The organism is Streptomyces sp. NK15101 (assembly GCF_020400725.1).
In the GTDB taxonomy this organism is placed as follows: Bacteria; Actinomycetota; Actinomycetes; order Streptomycetales; family Streptomycetaceae; genus Streptomyces.
Genome location: NZ_JAINVG010000029.1, coordinates 37727 through 50118 on the forward strand (window position 1 = coordinate 37727; position 12392 = coordinate 50118).

Genomic DNA, 12392 nt, shown 5'->3' on the forward strand with positions numbered 1-12392 from the left:
GAGCCGGTGTTCGGAGGCGGCGGCACCGTGACCGGTGCCGCCGCCGTCACCGCGCGGACAGCAGCGCGAGGGTACGGTCCCGCCGGCCCCACGCGAGCACGGCGACGAGGGGGAGGAGGACCAGCGCCAGGACCGAGGGCGTACCGGCGACGAGGTTCGTGACCACAGCGCCGGTCATCAGGACCGTCAGCCCGAGCGCGGCCGCACCCGTCAGCCGCGGCACCAGCAGGCCGAGGGCGCCGAGGACCTCGACCGTGCCGGTGAGGTACCTGAGCCACTGGCCCGCGCCGATCTGGTCGAAGAACTCGACCATCTGCTCCGCGCCGGCCAGCTTCGCGGAGCCCGCGGCCAGATAGAACGGCACCAGGAGCACCTGGATCACCAGCAGGGCCACGTTCGCGGCCCTGCTCCGCTCGCCCGGAGACGCCGGAGACGCCGTGCGCCCGCTCACCGCACTCCTCCGACGTGCTGGGCGTAGACGCGCGCGAAGCCGGTGTCCCCCGCCTCGCCGAGCAGCGAGACGAGCAGGTCACGCAGGATGCGCGGGCCGTGCTGGGTGAGGACGGACTCGAGGTGGAACTGCACGGAGCGGAACCCCGTGCCGCGCAGGGCGTGCACCTCGCCGGTGCCGGGCTGCCGGCTGACCTCGACGGGCTTGCGCCACCCCGTCCCCGCGACGAAGTCGTACTCCGAGCGGGCGGTGTAGGTGTTGTAGTAGCCCACGAGTTCGTCCTGGCCGAACAGGTTGATCCGCTTCTGCACGCCCTGGTTGGGCACCGTGCGCCGGACGAGCTCGAAGCCCAGCTCCGAGGCGAGCACCTGGTGGCCCAGGCAGATGGAGAGGAACGGGACGGAGCCGGCGAGCAGGTCGCGGGTGAGCGCGCGGAGCGTGTTCAGCCGGGGCGAGGTCGTGTCCCGCGGGTCGCCCGGTCCGGGGCCGACGACGACCAGGTCGTACTCCTCCGGCGACAGCGGACGGTCGAAGCGCGTGATCGTGGTCGTCAGGCCCAGGGCGCGCAGCTGGTGGCCGAGCATCCCCATGAAGGTGTCCTCGTTGTCGACGAGCAGCACGCGCCGCCCGTCCAGCGCCGGGTCCGGTCCGCCGCGCTGCGCACCGGCGAGCCAGAACCGCGACAGCGTGGCATTGCGGTTCAACAGGGCCCGGCGCACCTGGGGGTCGGCGGCGGGTGACGCGTACGCCCCCGCGGGGACGGGCCGGCCGCCGGCGCCGCCGGGCGAGGCGAGGCCGAGCGCTTCGAGCATGCCCGCGGCCTTGGCCCGGGTCTCGGCCACCTCGGATTCGGGGTCGGAGTCGCGGACCAGGGTGGCGCCGACGCCCAGGCGGAGACGGCCCTCGTCGTCGATCTCGGCGGTCCGGATCATGATCGCCGAGTCGAGGGTGCGGTCGTCCGTCGCGTCGCGGCCGATGAGGGCGAGGACGCCGCCGTAGTGTCCGCGGCCCGTGGTCTCGTGGCGGGCGATGACGCGGAAGGCGTTCTCCAGGGGACTGCCGGTGACGGTCGGCGCGAGCAGGGTCTCCCGCAGCACGTCGCGCACATCGTGGTCGCTGTCGCCCGTCAGGATGTATTCGGAGTGGGTCAGCCGCGCCATTTCCTTGAGGAAGGGGCCGTGCACCCGACCGCCGGTGGCGCACATGCGCGCCATCATTTTCAGCTCTTCGTCCACGACCATGTAGAGCTCGTTGGCTTCTTTCTGGTCGTTCAGGAACTTCAGCAGCCCGGCCGTCTCCGGACCGGTCGCGGGGTGCCGGTAGGTCCCGCTGATGGGGTTCATGGAGACGGTGCCCGCGGCCATGCCGACGTGCGCCTCCGGCGACGCTCCGATGAACGTTCCCGCGCCGGTGTGGAACAGGAACGTCCAGTGCGACCCGAGCTCGCCGGTCAGCAGCCTCCGGAAAACGGCGAGTTCCGTGCGCACCGAGCAGTCGTCGAGCCGTGCCGTGAAGGAGCGCCTGATGACGAAGTTGGAACCGGCGCCCTGACCGATCTCCTCGCTCAGCACCCGTCTGACGGTCGCCGCGTACTCCTCGTCGCTGATGTCGAAGCCGGCATCGGACACGCGTATGTCCTGGTCGGGCAGGCCGGCCAGCGCCTCGTCACGGCTGAGCGCGGTCTGCCGGGCGACCCGCATGGCGAGCAGGGGCGCCCGGTCGTCGCGGCAGGCGAACCCCCGCTCGGTGATCTGCCGGTACGGAACCGCCACGAGCAGGTCGTGCCGGGCGCCCCCCGCCGGCCCCTCGGGCAGGGGCAGTTCGGCGAGGCTCCCCACGGCCTGGACCTCGCCGGTCAGGACCTCCACACGCGCGTCCGGCACCGAGCCGGGCCGGTAGAGCAGGGCGAAGGGGCGCCCGTCCGCACCGAGGCCGGCCAGCGCCTCGCCGGGGTCGTCCGGAGCGCCTGGGGAGTTGGCAGTACTCGAATCCGTCCCGTGCATATCCGCTCCCAATCGCGTGAGATCACATCACCTCTGGATATTGCGGGGGCGGAAGGCGCCGGACATGACGTGAAGCCGCCATCGCGTGATTCCTGTTACGCCCGCGGCATGGCGTGAACTGCTGAATGAGACGGCACTACTCGGGCGAGTAGTGGGCCCCGCCGTGACGGCCCGCCTACTGTCGAGCCCGTTCCGATTCGACGTTCGGCGAGAGGTGGTGAAATCGACCGTGGACGTGCTGGTCCAGAAATTCGGCGGTACTTCCCTCCAGACGCTCGACCGCGTCCGTCGCGCCGCACTGCGCATCTCGGCGGCGCGGCAGAAGGGTTCGGCGGTGGCCGTGGTCGTCTCGGCGCGCGGCAGCCGGACCGATGACCTGCTGCGGCTGGCGGCCGACGTCGGCGCCGCCGATCCGTCCCGGGAGCTGGATCAGCTCCTGTCCGTGGGCGAGTCCGAGTCGGCGGCGCTGATGGCCCTCGCCCTCAACGGGATGGGGGTGCCGGCGGTCTCGCTGACCGGGCACCAGGCCGGGGTCCGGACCACCGACCGGCACGGCGACGCGCTCATCACGAGCATCGGGGCCGACCGGGTGCGGTCGGCCCTGGACGCCGGCAAGGTCGCCGTGGTCACCGGGTTCCAGGGCGTGGCCCGCACCGGGGACGTCGCCACGCTCGGCCGCGGCGGTTCCGACACGACGGCGGTGGCCCTGGCGGCGCGGCTGGACGCGTCGGTGTGCGAGATCTACACGGACGTGGACGGCGTCTTCAGCGCCGATCCCCGCATCCTGCCCGCGGCCCGCCGCCTGCCGTGGGTCTCACCCGAGGTGATGGCGGAGATGGCCTTCGCGGGCGCGAGGGTGCTGCACACCCGTTGCATCGAACTGGCCGCCATGGAAGGGGTCGAAGTGCACGTACGCAACGCGGCGACGCAGGCGCCGGGAACGATCGTCGTCGAGCGGCAGGACGCCGTGCCGCTGGAGACCCGCCGGGCCGTCGTGGCGGTGACCCACGACACCGACGTCGCCCGCGTGCTCGTGCACTGCCGGGACCCCCACCGGGACATGGCTCCCGAAGTGTTCGAGACGCTGGCCGCCCAGGGCACGGTGGTGGACCTGGTCGCCAGGTCCGGACCCCACGAGAACGAGTTCCGCATGGGGTTCACGATCCGCCGCAGCCAGGCGGGACCCGTGCGGGACGCACTGCACGAGCTGGCGGCCGCCTTCGGCGGTGGCGTGCACTTCGACGAGAACGTCGGCAAGGTGTCGGTGGTCGGGATGGGCCTGCTCAGCCGTCCCGAGTACACCGCCCGCCTGATGTCCGCGCTGGCCGGCGCCGGGATTCCGACGAGCTGGATCTCCACCTGCCAGACGCGGCTCTCCGTGGTCGTGCCACGGGAACGCGTCGTCGACGCCGTCGAGACCCTGCACCGCGAGTTCCAGCTCGACCGACCCGAGCCGGCGGACGTCACGTCCGCGACGAGCCCCGGTCATTCCGCGATCGCTTGAGAGAGGCAGGGCACAGTGGCTGTACACAACGCGCCGTTCGCTCGGAGTCTGCGCTTGCGGCGCCTCTTCCGACAGGGCGACGGGCGGCTGTTCGTCGTACCACTCGATCACTCCGTCACCGACGGACCGCTCCGCCACGGCCATCTGGACCCCCTGCTCGGTGAGATAGCCGGCACCGGTGTCGACGCCGTGGTGCTGCACAAGGGCAGCCTCCGCCACATCAACCACGACTGGTTCCGAGACATGGCGCTCATCGTGCACCTGAGCGTGAGCACCAGGCACGCCCCCGACCCGGACGCGAAGTACCTCGTCGCCGAGGTGGACGAGGCGCTGCGACTGGGCGCCGACGCGGTCAGCGTCCACGTCAACATGGGGTCGCCCCAGGAGGCACGGCAGATCGCCGACATGGCGGCCGTGGCGGGGGAGTGCGAACGCTGGAACGTCCCCCTGCTGGCCATGGTGTACGCCCGCGGACCGCACATCAGCGACTCCCGGGCGCCGGATCTGGTCGCGCACGCCGCGACGCTCGCCGCGGACCTGGGCGCGGACGTCGTCAAGACCGACTACGCGGGAACGCCCGAGCAGATGGCCGAAGTGGTCCGGGCCTGCCCGATCCCGCTCATCGTGGCCGGCGGCCCGCGCTCGACCGACACCGACACCGTGCGGTCCTACGTGTCCGACGTCCTGCGCGGCGGCGCGGTCGGCGTGGCCATGGGACGCAACGTCTTCCAGGCGGACCGGCCCGGCTGGATGGCGGCCACGATCGCGCGGCTGATCCACGACTCGTCGCACCTCCCGGACCGGGACGGCGTCGACGACCGGCTCGCCCTCCTGTCCTGAATCCCCGAACTTCCGCGAACTTCCGCGAACTTCCGCGAACTTCCGCGAACTTCCGCGATTTTCCACCACCTTCCGCTGAGGAGACATCTGTGAAGCTGTGCTGGCTGGACATCCGTAACGTCACCGCGGCCAAGGAGGCCATCGTCGAGGAGGCCGTCCACCAGCGGGTGGACGCCGTCGTGGCGGCCGATCCGGCGGACCTGGAGACGCTGCCCCCGACGGTGAAGAGGGTCCTGTTCCCGCAGAACCAGCCGCTGCCCGAGAAGCTGGCGCCCGCCGACCTCGTCATCGTCGAGCCCGCCCGGCACGGGGAGCCCGCCGAGCTGGCCCAGCAGTACCCCGACGTGGAGTTCGGCCGCTACGTGGAGATCACGGACGCCGACAGCCTCGAGGACGCCTGCCGCGCCGCGCGCCACGACAAGTGGAGCCTGCTGTACTTCCGCGACCCCACCAAGATCCCGCTGGAGATCGTGCTGGCCGCCGCGGCCGGGGCGGACGGCAACATCATCACGCAGGTGGCCGACGTCGAGGAGGCGGAGATCGTCTTCGGCGTCCTCGAGCACGGCTCCGAGGGCGTGATGCTCGCCCCGCGCCGGGTGGGGGAGGCCACCGAGCTGAAGGCCGCCGCGGTCAGCCAGGCCGCCGACCTCGACCTGGTGGAGCTGACGGTCACCGGGATACGCCGGGTCGGGATGGGCGAGCGGGCCTGCGTCGACACCTGCACCAACTTCCGGCTCGACGAGGGCATCCTCGTCGGCTCGCACTCCACCGGCATGATCCTGAGCTGCAGCGAGACCCACCCGCTCCCGTACATGCCGACCCGGCCGTTCCGGGTCAACGCCGGCGCGCTGCACTCGTACACGCTGTCGGCCGACGGGCGCACCAACTACCTCAGCGAGCTCCGCTCCGGCGGCCGCGTGCTGGCCGTCGACTCGAAGGGCAAGTCCCGGATCGTCACCGTGGGCCGGGTCAAGATCGAGACGCGGCCGCTGCTCGCGATCGACGCGGTCGCGCCCTCGGGCGTGAAGGTCAACCTCATCGTCCAGGACGACTGGCACGTCCGGGTGCTCGGGCCGGGCGGCGAGGTGCTGAACGTCACGGAGCTGACCGAGGGCACGAAGGTGCTCGGCTGCCTGCCGGTCGAGCAGCGGCACGTCGGCTACCCGATCGACGAGTTCTGCATCGAGAAGTGAGCGAGGGGCACGAAGGGGAGCGAGAGATGACCGCGACGGCCGCACAGCCCGTGCTGGACTTCCACGTCCGTCTCGCTCCCCGGCCCGGGGCCGCGGAGCGGCTCCTCGCGACGCTCGACGAGTGCGGGCTGACACGGGCGGTGGTGTGCGCGGGCGGCACCATCGACCTGGACCGGCTGTCCCGCCAGCTCGTCGAGGGCGGACACGTCGAGACCGACGCCGACAACGACGCGGTGCTGGCCGCCTGCGCGGGCACCGACGGGCGCCTGGTGCCGTTCTTCTTCGCCAACCCGCACCGCCCGCCCGAGGCGTACCGGGCCAGGGCCGCCGAATTCCGCGGCCTGGAGATCTCGCCCGCGGTCCACGGCGTCGGCCTGGCCGACGCCCGGGTGGCCGGACTCGTCGCCGTGGCGGCGGAGTCCGACCATCCGGTGTACGTGGTCTGCATCGACCGGCCCGGTGCCGGGGTGGCCGACCTGGTCGCCCTCGCACGCCGGTTCCCGCGGGTGAGCTTCGTCCTCGGGCACAGCGGCATCGGCAACATCGACTTCCACGCGCTCACCCTGATCCGGGACGAACCCAACATCCTGCTGGAGACCTCGGGCGGCTACACGTGCGTGGCCGAGGCGGCGGTGAGCCGCCTCGGCGCCGAACGGGTGGTGTTCGGCACCGAGTTCCCGCTCCAGCACCCGTCCGTGGAGCTGGCCAAGTTCCAGGTGCTGCCGCTGTCGCCCGAGCAGTGGCGGCAGATCGCCTGGGACAACGCGCATCGACTGCTAGGAGAGGGAAAACCGTGAACGACCCGAGTTCGAGCCTGCCCCGGCTCGGCCAGTGGCACGGGCCGGAGGAGCTGCAGCGCATCCAGGAGAAGCAGCTGTCGCAGACGGTGTCCTGGGCCGCCCGCTCACCGTTCTACCGCGGGCGGCTGGACACGGCGGCCCTGCCCGCCACCGCCGCCGATCTCGCCGGCCTGCCGCTGACGACCAAGCAGGACCTGCGGGACAACTACCCCTTCGGGATGCTCGCCGTCCCGAAGGCGCGCCTGGCCACGTACCACGAGTCGAGCGGGACCGCCGGCCGGCCGACCCCCTCGTACTACACGGCGGAGGACTGGACCGACCTCGCCGAGCGCTTCGCCCGCAAGTGGATCGGGATGTCCGACGAGGACGTCTTCCTGGTGCGCACCCCGTACGCGCTGCTGCTGACGGGGCACCTCGCGCACGCGGCGGGACGGCTGACCGGGGCCACGGTGGTGCCCGGCGACAACCGGTCGCTGGCCATGCCGTACGCCCGCGTGGTCCGCACCATGCACGACCTCGGGGTCACGCTCACCTGGTCGGTGCCCACCGAATGCCTCATCTGGGCCGTCGCGGCGACCGCGGCCGGACACCGGCCGGACACCGACTTCCCCTCGCTGCGCGCGCTGTTCGTCGGCGGCGAGCCGCTCACCGACGCCCGCCGCCGCCGCATCAGCCGGCTGTGGGGGGTGCCGGTGATCGAGGAGTACGGCTCCACCGAGACCGGCAGCCTCGCCGGCGAGTGCCCGAACGGCCGGATGCACCTGTGGGCGGACCGGGCGCTGTTCGAGGTGTACGACCCGCAGACCGGCGGGGTCGGCACGGAGGGCGAGGGCCAGCTCGTGGTCACGCCGCTGTTCCGCGAGGCGATGCCCCTGCTGCGCTACAACCTCGAGGACAACGTGTCGGTCTCCTACGACGACTGCGACTGCGGCTGGAACCTGCCCACCGTCCGGGTGCTCGGCCGGTCGGCCTTCGGCTACCGGGTCGGCGGCGCGACGATCACCCAGCACCGGCTGGAGGAGCTCGTCTTCTCCCTCCCGGAGTCCTACGGGGTGCTGTTCTGGCGGGCACGGGCCGAACCGGCGGCCCTGCGCGTCGAGATCGAGGTGGCCGAGGAGCACCGGACCGCCGCCGTGGCGGAACTGACCGCCTCGATACGTGCCGCCTTCGGCGTCGACAGCGAGGTCACCGGCCTGCCCCCGGGCACGCTGATCCCCCACGACGCGCTGACGGCCATGCCCGACGTGGTCAAACCGCGCAGCCTGTTCGGGCCCGACGAGGACTGGGGCAAAGCGCTCCTCTACTACTGAGGCGGACGACATGCCACAGATACGGGTGGCCGTGGCCGGGGCCGGAATCGCCGGCCTCGCCTTCGCCCTCGCCCTTCGCCGGGCCGGCATCGACTGCCACCTCTACGAGCAGGCGGAGCAGCTGGCCGAGGTGGGCGCGGGCGTGCAGATCACGCCCAACGCCACCAGGCTGCTGCACCGGCTGGGGCTCCGTGACCGCCTGCGCACCGTCGCGGTGGCGCCGCAGGCGATCGAGATGCGCCGCTGGGACGACGGCGGCCTGCTCCAGCACACGGAGCTGGGCGGCCTCGTCCGCCGGCGCTTCGGGGCGCCTTACTACGCCGTGCACCGCGCCCATCTGCACGACGCCCTGCTCTCCCTCGTCCCGCCCGACCGGGTGCACCTCGGCGCCCGCATCACCGCGGTGACGCAGAGCGCCGAGGAAGCACGGCTGCACCTGGCCGACGGCACGACGGTGACGGCGGAACTCGTCGTGGGGGCCGACGGCATCCGCTCGGTCACCCGAGAGCAGATCATGGCCGACCGGCCGCGGTACTCCGGGCAGACGATCTTCCGGGGCCTGGTCCCGGCCGACCGGGTGCCCTTCCTCACCGCCGCCCCCCGGGTGCGGCTGTGGCTCGGACCGGACCAGCACTGCGTGAGCTACCCGGTGTCCTCCGGCCGGCAGGTGAGCTTCGGCGCCACCCTCTCCGCCTCCGACTGGCGCGACGAGTCCTGGTCGACGCAGGGCGACCCCGCCGAGCTCGCCGCCGCGTACCAGGCCTGGCATCCGGACGTCACCCGGCTGATCGGCGCGGCGGAGACGGTCACCCGATGGGCGCTGTACGACCGCGAGAGCCTCGACCGGCTGAGCGCCGGACGCGTGACCGTCATCGGCGACGCCGCGCATCCGATGCTGCCCTTCCAGGCGCAGGGCGCCAACCAGGCGATCGAGGACGCCGTCGTGCTCGCGGTCTGCCTGGCGAAGGGGGGCAAGGGCGGCCTCGGCACGGCCCTGCGCCGCTACGAGCGGATCCGCCTGCCCCGCACCGCCCGGATCCAGCAGCAGTCCCGCGCCAACGCGACGACCTTCCACCTCACCGACGGAGCCGAACAGCGCCGTCGCGACGCGTCCGCACAGACCTCCTCGGGTCTGGAGCGGCATGAGTGGCTGTTCGGATACGACGCCGAGCAGGCCGCCACCACCAGCAGGAGTTGATGATGGAACTGACCGGAATCGAATCCAAGGTCGCCCTGGTCACCGGTGCGGCCCGAGGCATCGGTGCCGCCGTGGCGGCCACCCTGGCGGGCGCGGGGGCCCGTGTCGCGGCCGTGGACCGCGACCCCGAGGCGCTCACCACCGTCGTGACCAAGCTCGAAGCCGAGGGCACGACCGTCCGCGGCTACGAGGCGGACGTGTGCGACAGCGAGTCGGTGGACGCGCTCGTGCGGCGCGTCGAGGACGAACTGGGGCCCGTCGGCATCCTCGTCAACGCGGCCGGCGTGCTGCACACCGGCCGGGTGGTCGACCTGTCGGACCGGCAGTGGAACGAGATCTTCTCGGTCAACGCCGGCGGGGTGTTCCACATGTCCCGCGCGGTGGCCCGGCGGATGATCGGCCGCCGCCGCGGAGCGATCGTGACCGTGGCGTCCAACGCCGCCGGCGTGCCGCGCACGGAGATGTCCGCCTACGCCGCCTCCAAGGCGGCGTCCGCCCAGTTCACCCGCTGCCTGGGGCTGGAGCTCGCCGATCACGGCATCCGCTGCAACGTCGTCTCGCCCGGCTCGACGGACACGCCCATGCTGCGCGCGATGCTCGGCGAGGGCGGCGACACCCGGCAGGTGATCGAGGGCTCGCCGGGCGCGTACCGCGTCGGCATCCCGCTGCGGAAGCTGGCCCGGCCGCAGGACGTGGCCGAGGCCGTCGCCTACCTCGTGTCCGACCAGGCCGGTCACGTGACGATGCACGACCTCTACGTGGACGGCGGCGCCGCCCTCCACGTGTGACGCCGGCCGACGGACCCCAGGAGACCTACCCACCATGGCCATGAACCCGATCAAGCCGTACCGCATGCCCGGCCAGGGCGACCTGCCGACCCCGGCGGTGCCCTGGCGCCCGGACCCGGACCGCGCCGTCGTGCTGGTGCACGACATGCAGCGGTACTTCCTCCGCCCGTTCCCCGCCGGGCAGTCGCCGCTGACCGAACTCGTCGGCAACGTCGCCAAACTGCTCGCCGCGGCCCGCACGGCCGGAGTGCCGGTGACGTACACGGCGCAGCCCGGCGGGATGAGCCCCCGGGACCGCGGGCTGCTGCACGACTTCTGGGGCCCCGGCATGGGGGCCGACGAGGCCGACCGCGGCATCGTCGACGACGTCGCCCCCGAACAGGGCGACACGGTGCTGACCAAGTGGCGCTACAGCGCGTTCTTCCGGAGCGATCTGGAGGAGCGGATGCGGAGCGCGGGACGGGACCAGCTCGTCGTCTGCGGCGTCTACGCGCACATGGGCTGCCTCATCACCGCCTGCGACGCGTTCAGCCGCGACATCCAGCCGTTCCTCGTGGCGGACGCCCTGGCCGACCTCTCCCTCGACGACCACCTCATGGCGCTCCGCTACGCCGCGGACCGCTGCGCGGTGCCGCTGACCGCGGCCGACGCGCTGGCCGCGCTCACGGTCTGAGCCGGGCCCCCGGGCCCGGCCCGACCCCCACCCATCCATGGAGGAACACAGCATGTCCGACCGCACGCACGTCGTCGTCATCGGCGGAACCTCGGGAATCGGGCGGCACTTCGCCCAGTCCTGCGCCGAACGGGGTGACGACGTGATCATCACCGGCCGCTCGGAGGAGCGGACCAAGAGCATCGCCCACGAGATCGGCGGGCGGACCCGCGGAATCGCCCTGGAGCTGGCCGACCCGGAGGGGATCGCGGCCGCGCTGGCCGACGTGGGGCCCGTCGACCAGCTGGTGCTCGCGGCGGTCGACCGGGACCACAACACGGTGCGCGCGTACCGGCCGGCCGACGCGATCCGGCTGCTGACGGCGAAGCTCATCGGCTACACGGAGGTGATGCACGCCCTCGCCCCGCGGATGACCGACGACAGCGCCGCCGTCCTGATCGGCGGCCTGGCCAGCCACCGGCCCTACCCCGGCTCCACGTCCGTGACGACCGCCAACGGCGGCATCGGCGCGCTGGTCCGGACCCTGGCGGTGGAACTCTCGCCGATCCGGATCAACGCCCTGCACCCGGCCATCGTCGCGGACACGCCGTTCTGGAGCGACAAGCCGGCCGCACGCGAGGCCGCCGGGGCGCGTGCGCTCTCCAAGCGGCCGGTGACGATGCGCGACTGCACCCACGCGATCAGGTTCCTGCTGGAGAACCGGGCGATCAACGGCATCAACCTGAACATCGACGGCGGGGAAGTGCTCATCTGACGTCGGTCGTGACGCGCCACGGCCCCCACCAGCCGGTCGCGCCCTGTCCGTGCTCCCGCTCCGCGCGCGTGTAGCGGGAGAGGTCACGGGCCGAGAACAGGGCCATGCCGGCTTCGAAGCCCGTCACCGCTACCGGAAGCCGTGTCCCGTAGGCGAGCCGGCCGTCGACGTGGAACTCCGCCTCCGACGTGTCGGCCCGGTAGCCGATGGCGTACCGGTGCTCCTGTCCCGGCTCCGTCGGCACGTCCAGCACCACCCGGTGGATGAAGCGCTCGTGCGGCTGGGTCACGCCCGGCAGCGCCAGGCGCTCGATCACCGCGTACACGGTGTCGTTGGTCGCGGCGGCGTTGAGCACGACGCCGGTCTCCATGTCGAAGACGTTCACGGTGCCGAAGGCGTCGAGCAGGTCGTAGGGGACCTGACCGTAGGTCCGCACCCCCATCGTGACCTCGAACGACAGCCGGCCCGCCGGCGGCACGGCGAAGCGCCGCACCGACCGGTACATCTGCTTGGCGTTGTTCTGCCGCGGGTCCCTGTCGTGGAACCGGGTGAACGGGTTCACGGTCAGCTCCAGTCGCCCGTCTCCGGTGCGTATCCGGGCGTTGCGGTCCCGGTACTGGTGCCGTTCGCCGTCGGCCCCGGTGATCGACATGACCGTCCAGCGGCCGGGGTCGAGTTCCGCGCGCGTGAAGTCGTCGTACGTCCACGCATCGGTCTGAGGCAGTGACTCGGTCTGAGGCAGCGACGTCATGCCGCCACCATCGTTCCCGGCGCGGCCCCCGGCCATCACCCGTTCACGCCGTTCGGCCGGGGACGCGCGCCATGTCTTCACCGCTCCCGGGAATCCCGTGAATGGGTCATGCCGGTACGGGAGTTCG

The 12392-nt window shown here is 72.4% G+C and carries 12 protein-coding genes; 9 read left to right on the forward strand and 3 right to left on the reverse strand.

Translation table 11 applies throughout. From position 1 onward, the window contains the following. Positions 1-46 precede the first annotated feature (46 nt). A complete protein-coding gene (locus K7G60_RS17605; protein WP_225801871.1) occupies positions 47-451 on the reverse strand; it encodes a DoxX family protein in 405 nt (134 codons plus the stop codon). Further along, on the reverse strand, positions 448-2454 hold the full coding sequence (locus K7G60_RS17610; RefSeq protein WP_225801872.1) for an anthranilate synthase family protein: 2007 nt from the start codon (positions 2452-2454) through the stop codon (positions 448-450). Before K7G60_RS17610 ends, K7G60_RS17605 begins: the two co-directional genes overlap by 4 nt. Positions 2455-2683: 229 nt before the next feature. Between K7G60_RS17610 and K7G60_RS17615 the strand changes: the two genes are divergently transcribed. From K7G60_RS17615 to K7G60_RS17655, 9 genes are all read left to right on the forward strand, one after another. Continuing rightward, positions 2684-3958: an aspartate kinase gene (locus K7G60_RS17615; protein WP_225801873.1), complete on the forward strand. Its 1275-nt coding sequence runs from the start codon at positions 2684-2686 to the stop codon at positions 3956-3958. Between the two features lie 54 nt (positions 3959-4012). Next, complete coding sequence (locus K7G60_RS17620; RefSeq protein WP_308081403.1) at positions 4013-4798, forward strand: 2-amino-3,7-dideoxy-D-threo-hept-6-ulosonate synthase; 786 nt, start codon at positions 4013-4015, stop codon at positions 4796-4798. 89 nt (positions 4799-4887) lie between these two features. Next, complete coding sequence (locus tag K7G60_RS17625; RefSeq protein WP_225801875.1) at positions 4888-5991, forward strand: 3-dehydroquinate synthase II; 1104 nt, start codon at positions 4888-4890, stop codon at positions 5989-5991. 26 nt (positions 5992-6017) lie between these two features. Next, complete coding sequence (locus K7G60_RS17630; protein WP_225801876.1) at positions 6018-6788, forward strand: amidohydrolase family protein; 771 nt, start codon at positions 6018-6020, stop codon at positions 6786-6788. Then, on the forward strand, positions 6785-8101 hold the full coding sequence (locus K7G60_RS17635) for a phenylacetate--CoA ligase family protein (protein WP_225801877.1): 1317 nt from the start codon (positions 6785-6787) through the stop codon (positions 8099-8101). The genes K7G60_RS17630 and K7G60_RS17635 overlap by 4 nt, the downstream gene beginning before the upstream one ends. 10 nt (positions 8102-8111) lie before the next feature. Then, positions 8112-9299: an FAD-dependent monooxygenase gene (locus tag K7G60_RS17640; RefSeq protein ID WP_225801878.1), complete on the forward strand. Its 1188-nt coding sequence runs from the start codon at positions 8112-8114 to the stop codon at positions 9297-9299. Positions 9300-9301: 2 nt separating this feature from the next. Further along, complete coding sequence (locus K7G60_RS17645) at positions 9302-10087, forward strand: 2,3-dihydro-2,3-dihydroxybenzoate dehydrogenase (protein WP_225801879.1); 786 nt, start codon at positions 9302-9304, stop codon at positions 10085-10087. Positions 10088-10121: 34 nt separating this feature from the next. Continuing rightward, positions 10122-10760 (forward strand): isochorismatase family protein, encoded by a 639-nt coding sequence (locus K7G60_RS17650; RefSeq protein WP_308081408.1) that lies wholly within the window; start codon positions 10122-10124, stop codon positions 10758-10760. A gap of 52 nt (positions 10761-10812) precedes the next feature. Next, the gene (locus K7G60_RS17655) at positions 10813-11514 is read left to right on the forward strand and encodes an SDR family oxidoreductase (protein ID WP_225801880.1); all 702 of its coding nucleotides are present in this window, start codon (positions 10813-10815) and stop codon (positions 11512-11514) included. Here K7G60_RS17655 and K7G60_RS17660 read toward each other — a convergent pair. Further along, positions 11507-12265, reverse strand: a complete 759-nt coding sequence (locus K7G60_RS17660; protein WP_225801881.1) for a DUF6081 family protein — start codon at positions 12263-12265, stop codon at positions 11507-11509. The two genes, K7G60_RS17655 and K7G60_RS17660, sit on opposite strands and share 8 nt — an antisense overlap. Positions 12266-12392 lie beyond the last annotated feature (127 nt).

What these genes read in the sequence shown, in the direction of transcription:
- K7G60_RS17630 (WP_225801876.1), top strand. Translation starts at nt 6,018, where the DNA reads ATGACCGCGACGGCCGCACAGCCCGTGCTGGACTTCCACGTCCGTCTC.
- K7G60_RS17640 (WP_225801878.1), top strand. Translation starts at nt 8,112, where the DNA reads ATGCCACAGATACGGGTGGCCGTGGCCGGGGCCGGAATCGCCGGCCTC.
- K7G60_RS17655 (WP_225801880.1), top strand. Translation starts at nt 10,813, where the DNA reads ATGTCCGACCGCACGCACGTCGTCGTCATCGGCGGAACCTCGGGAATC.
- K7G60_RS17645 (WP_225801879.1), top strand. Translation starts at nt 9,302, where the DNA reads ATGGAACTGACCGGAATCGAATCCAAGGTCGCCCTGGTCACCGGTGCG.
- K7G60_RS17610 (WP_225801872.1), bottom strand. Translation starts at nt 2,454, where the DNA reads ATGCACGGGACGGATTCGAGTACTGCCAACTCCCCAGGCGCTCCGGAC.
- K7G60_RS17650 (WP_308081408.1), top strand. Translation starts at nt 10,122, where the DNA reads ATGGCCATGAACCCGATCAAGCCGTACCGCATGCCCGGCCAGGGCGAC.
- K7G60_RS17660 (WP_225801881.1), bottom strand. Translation starts at nt 12,265, where the DNA reads ATGACGTCGCTGCCTCAGACCGAGTCACTGCCTCAGACCGATGCGTGG.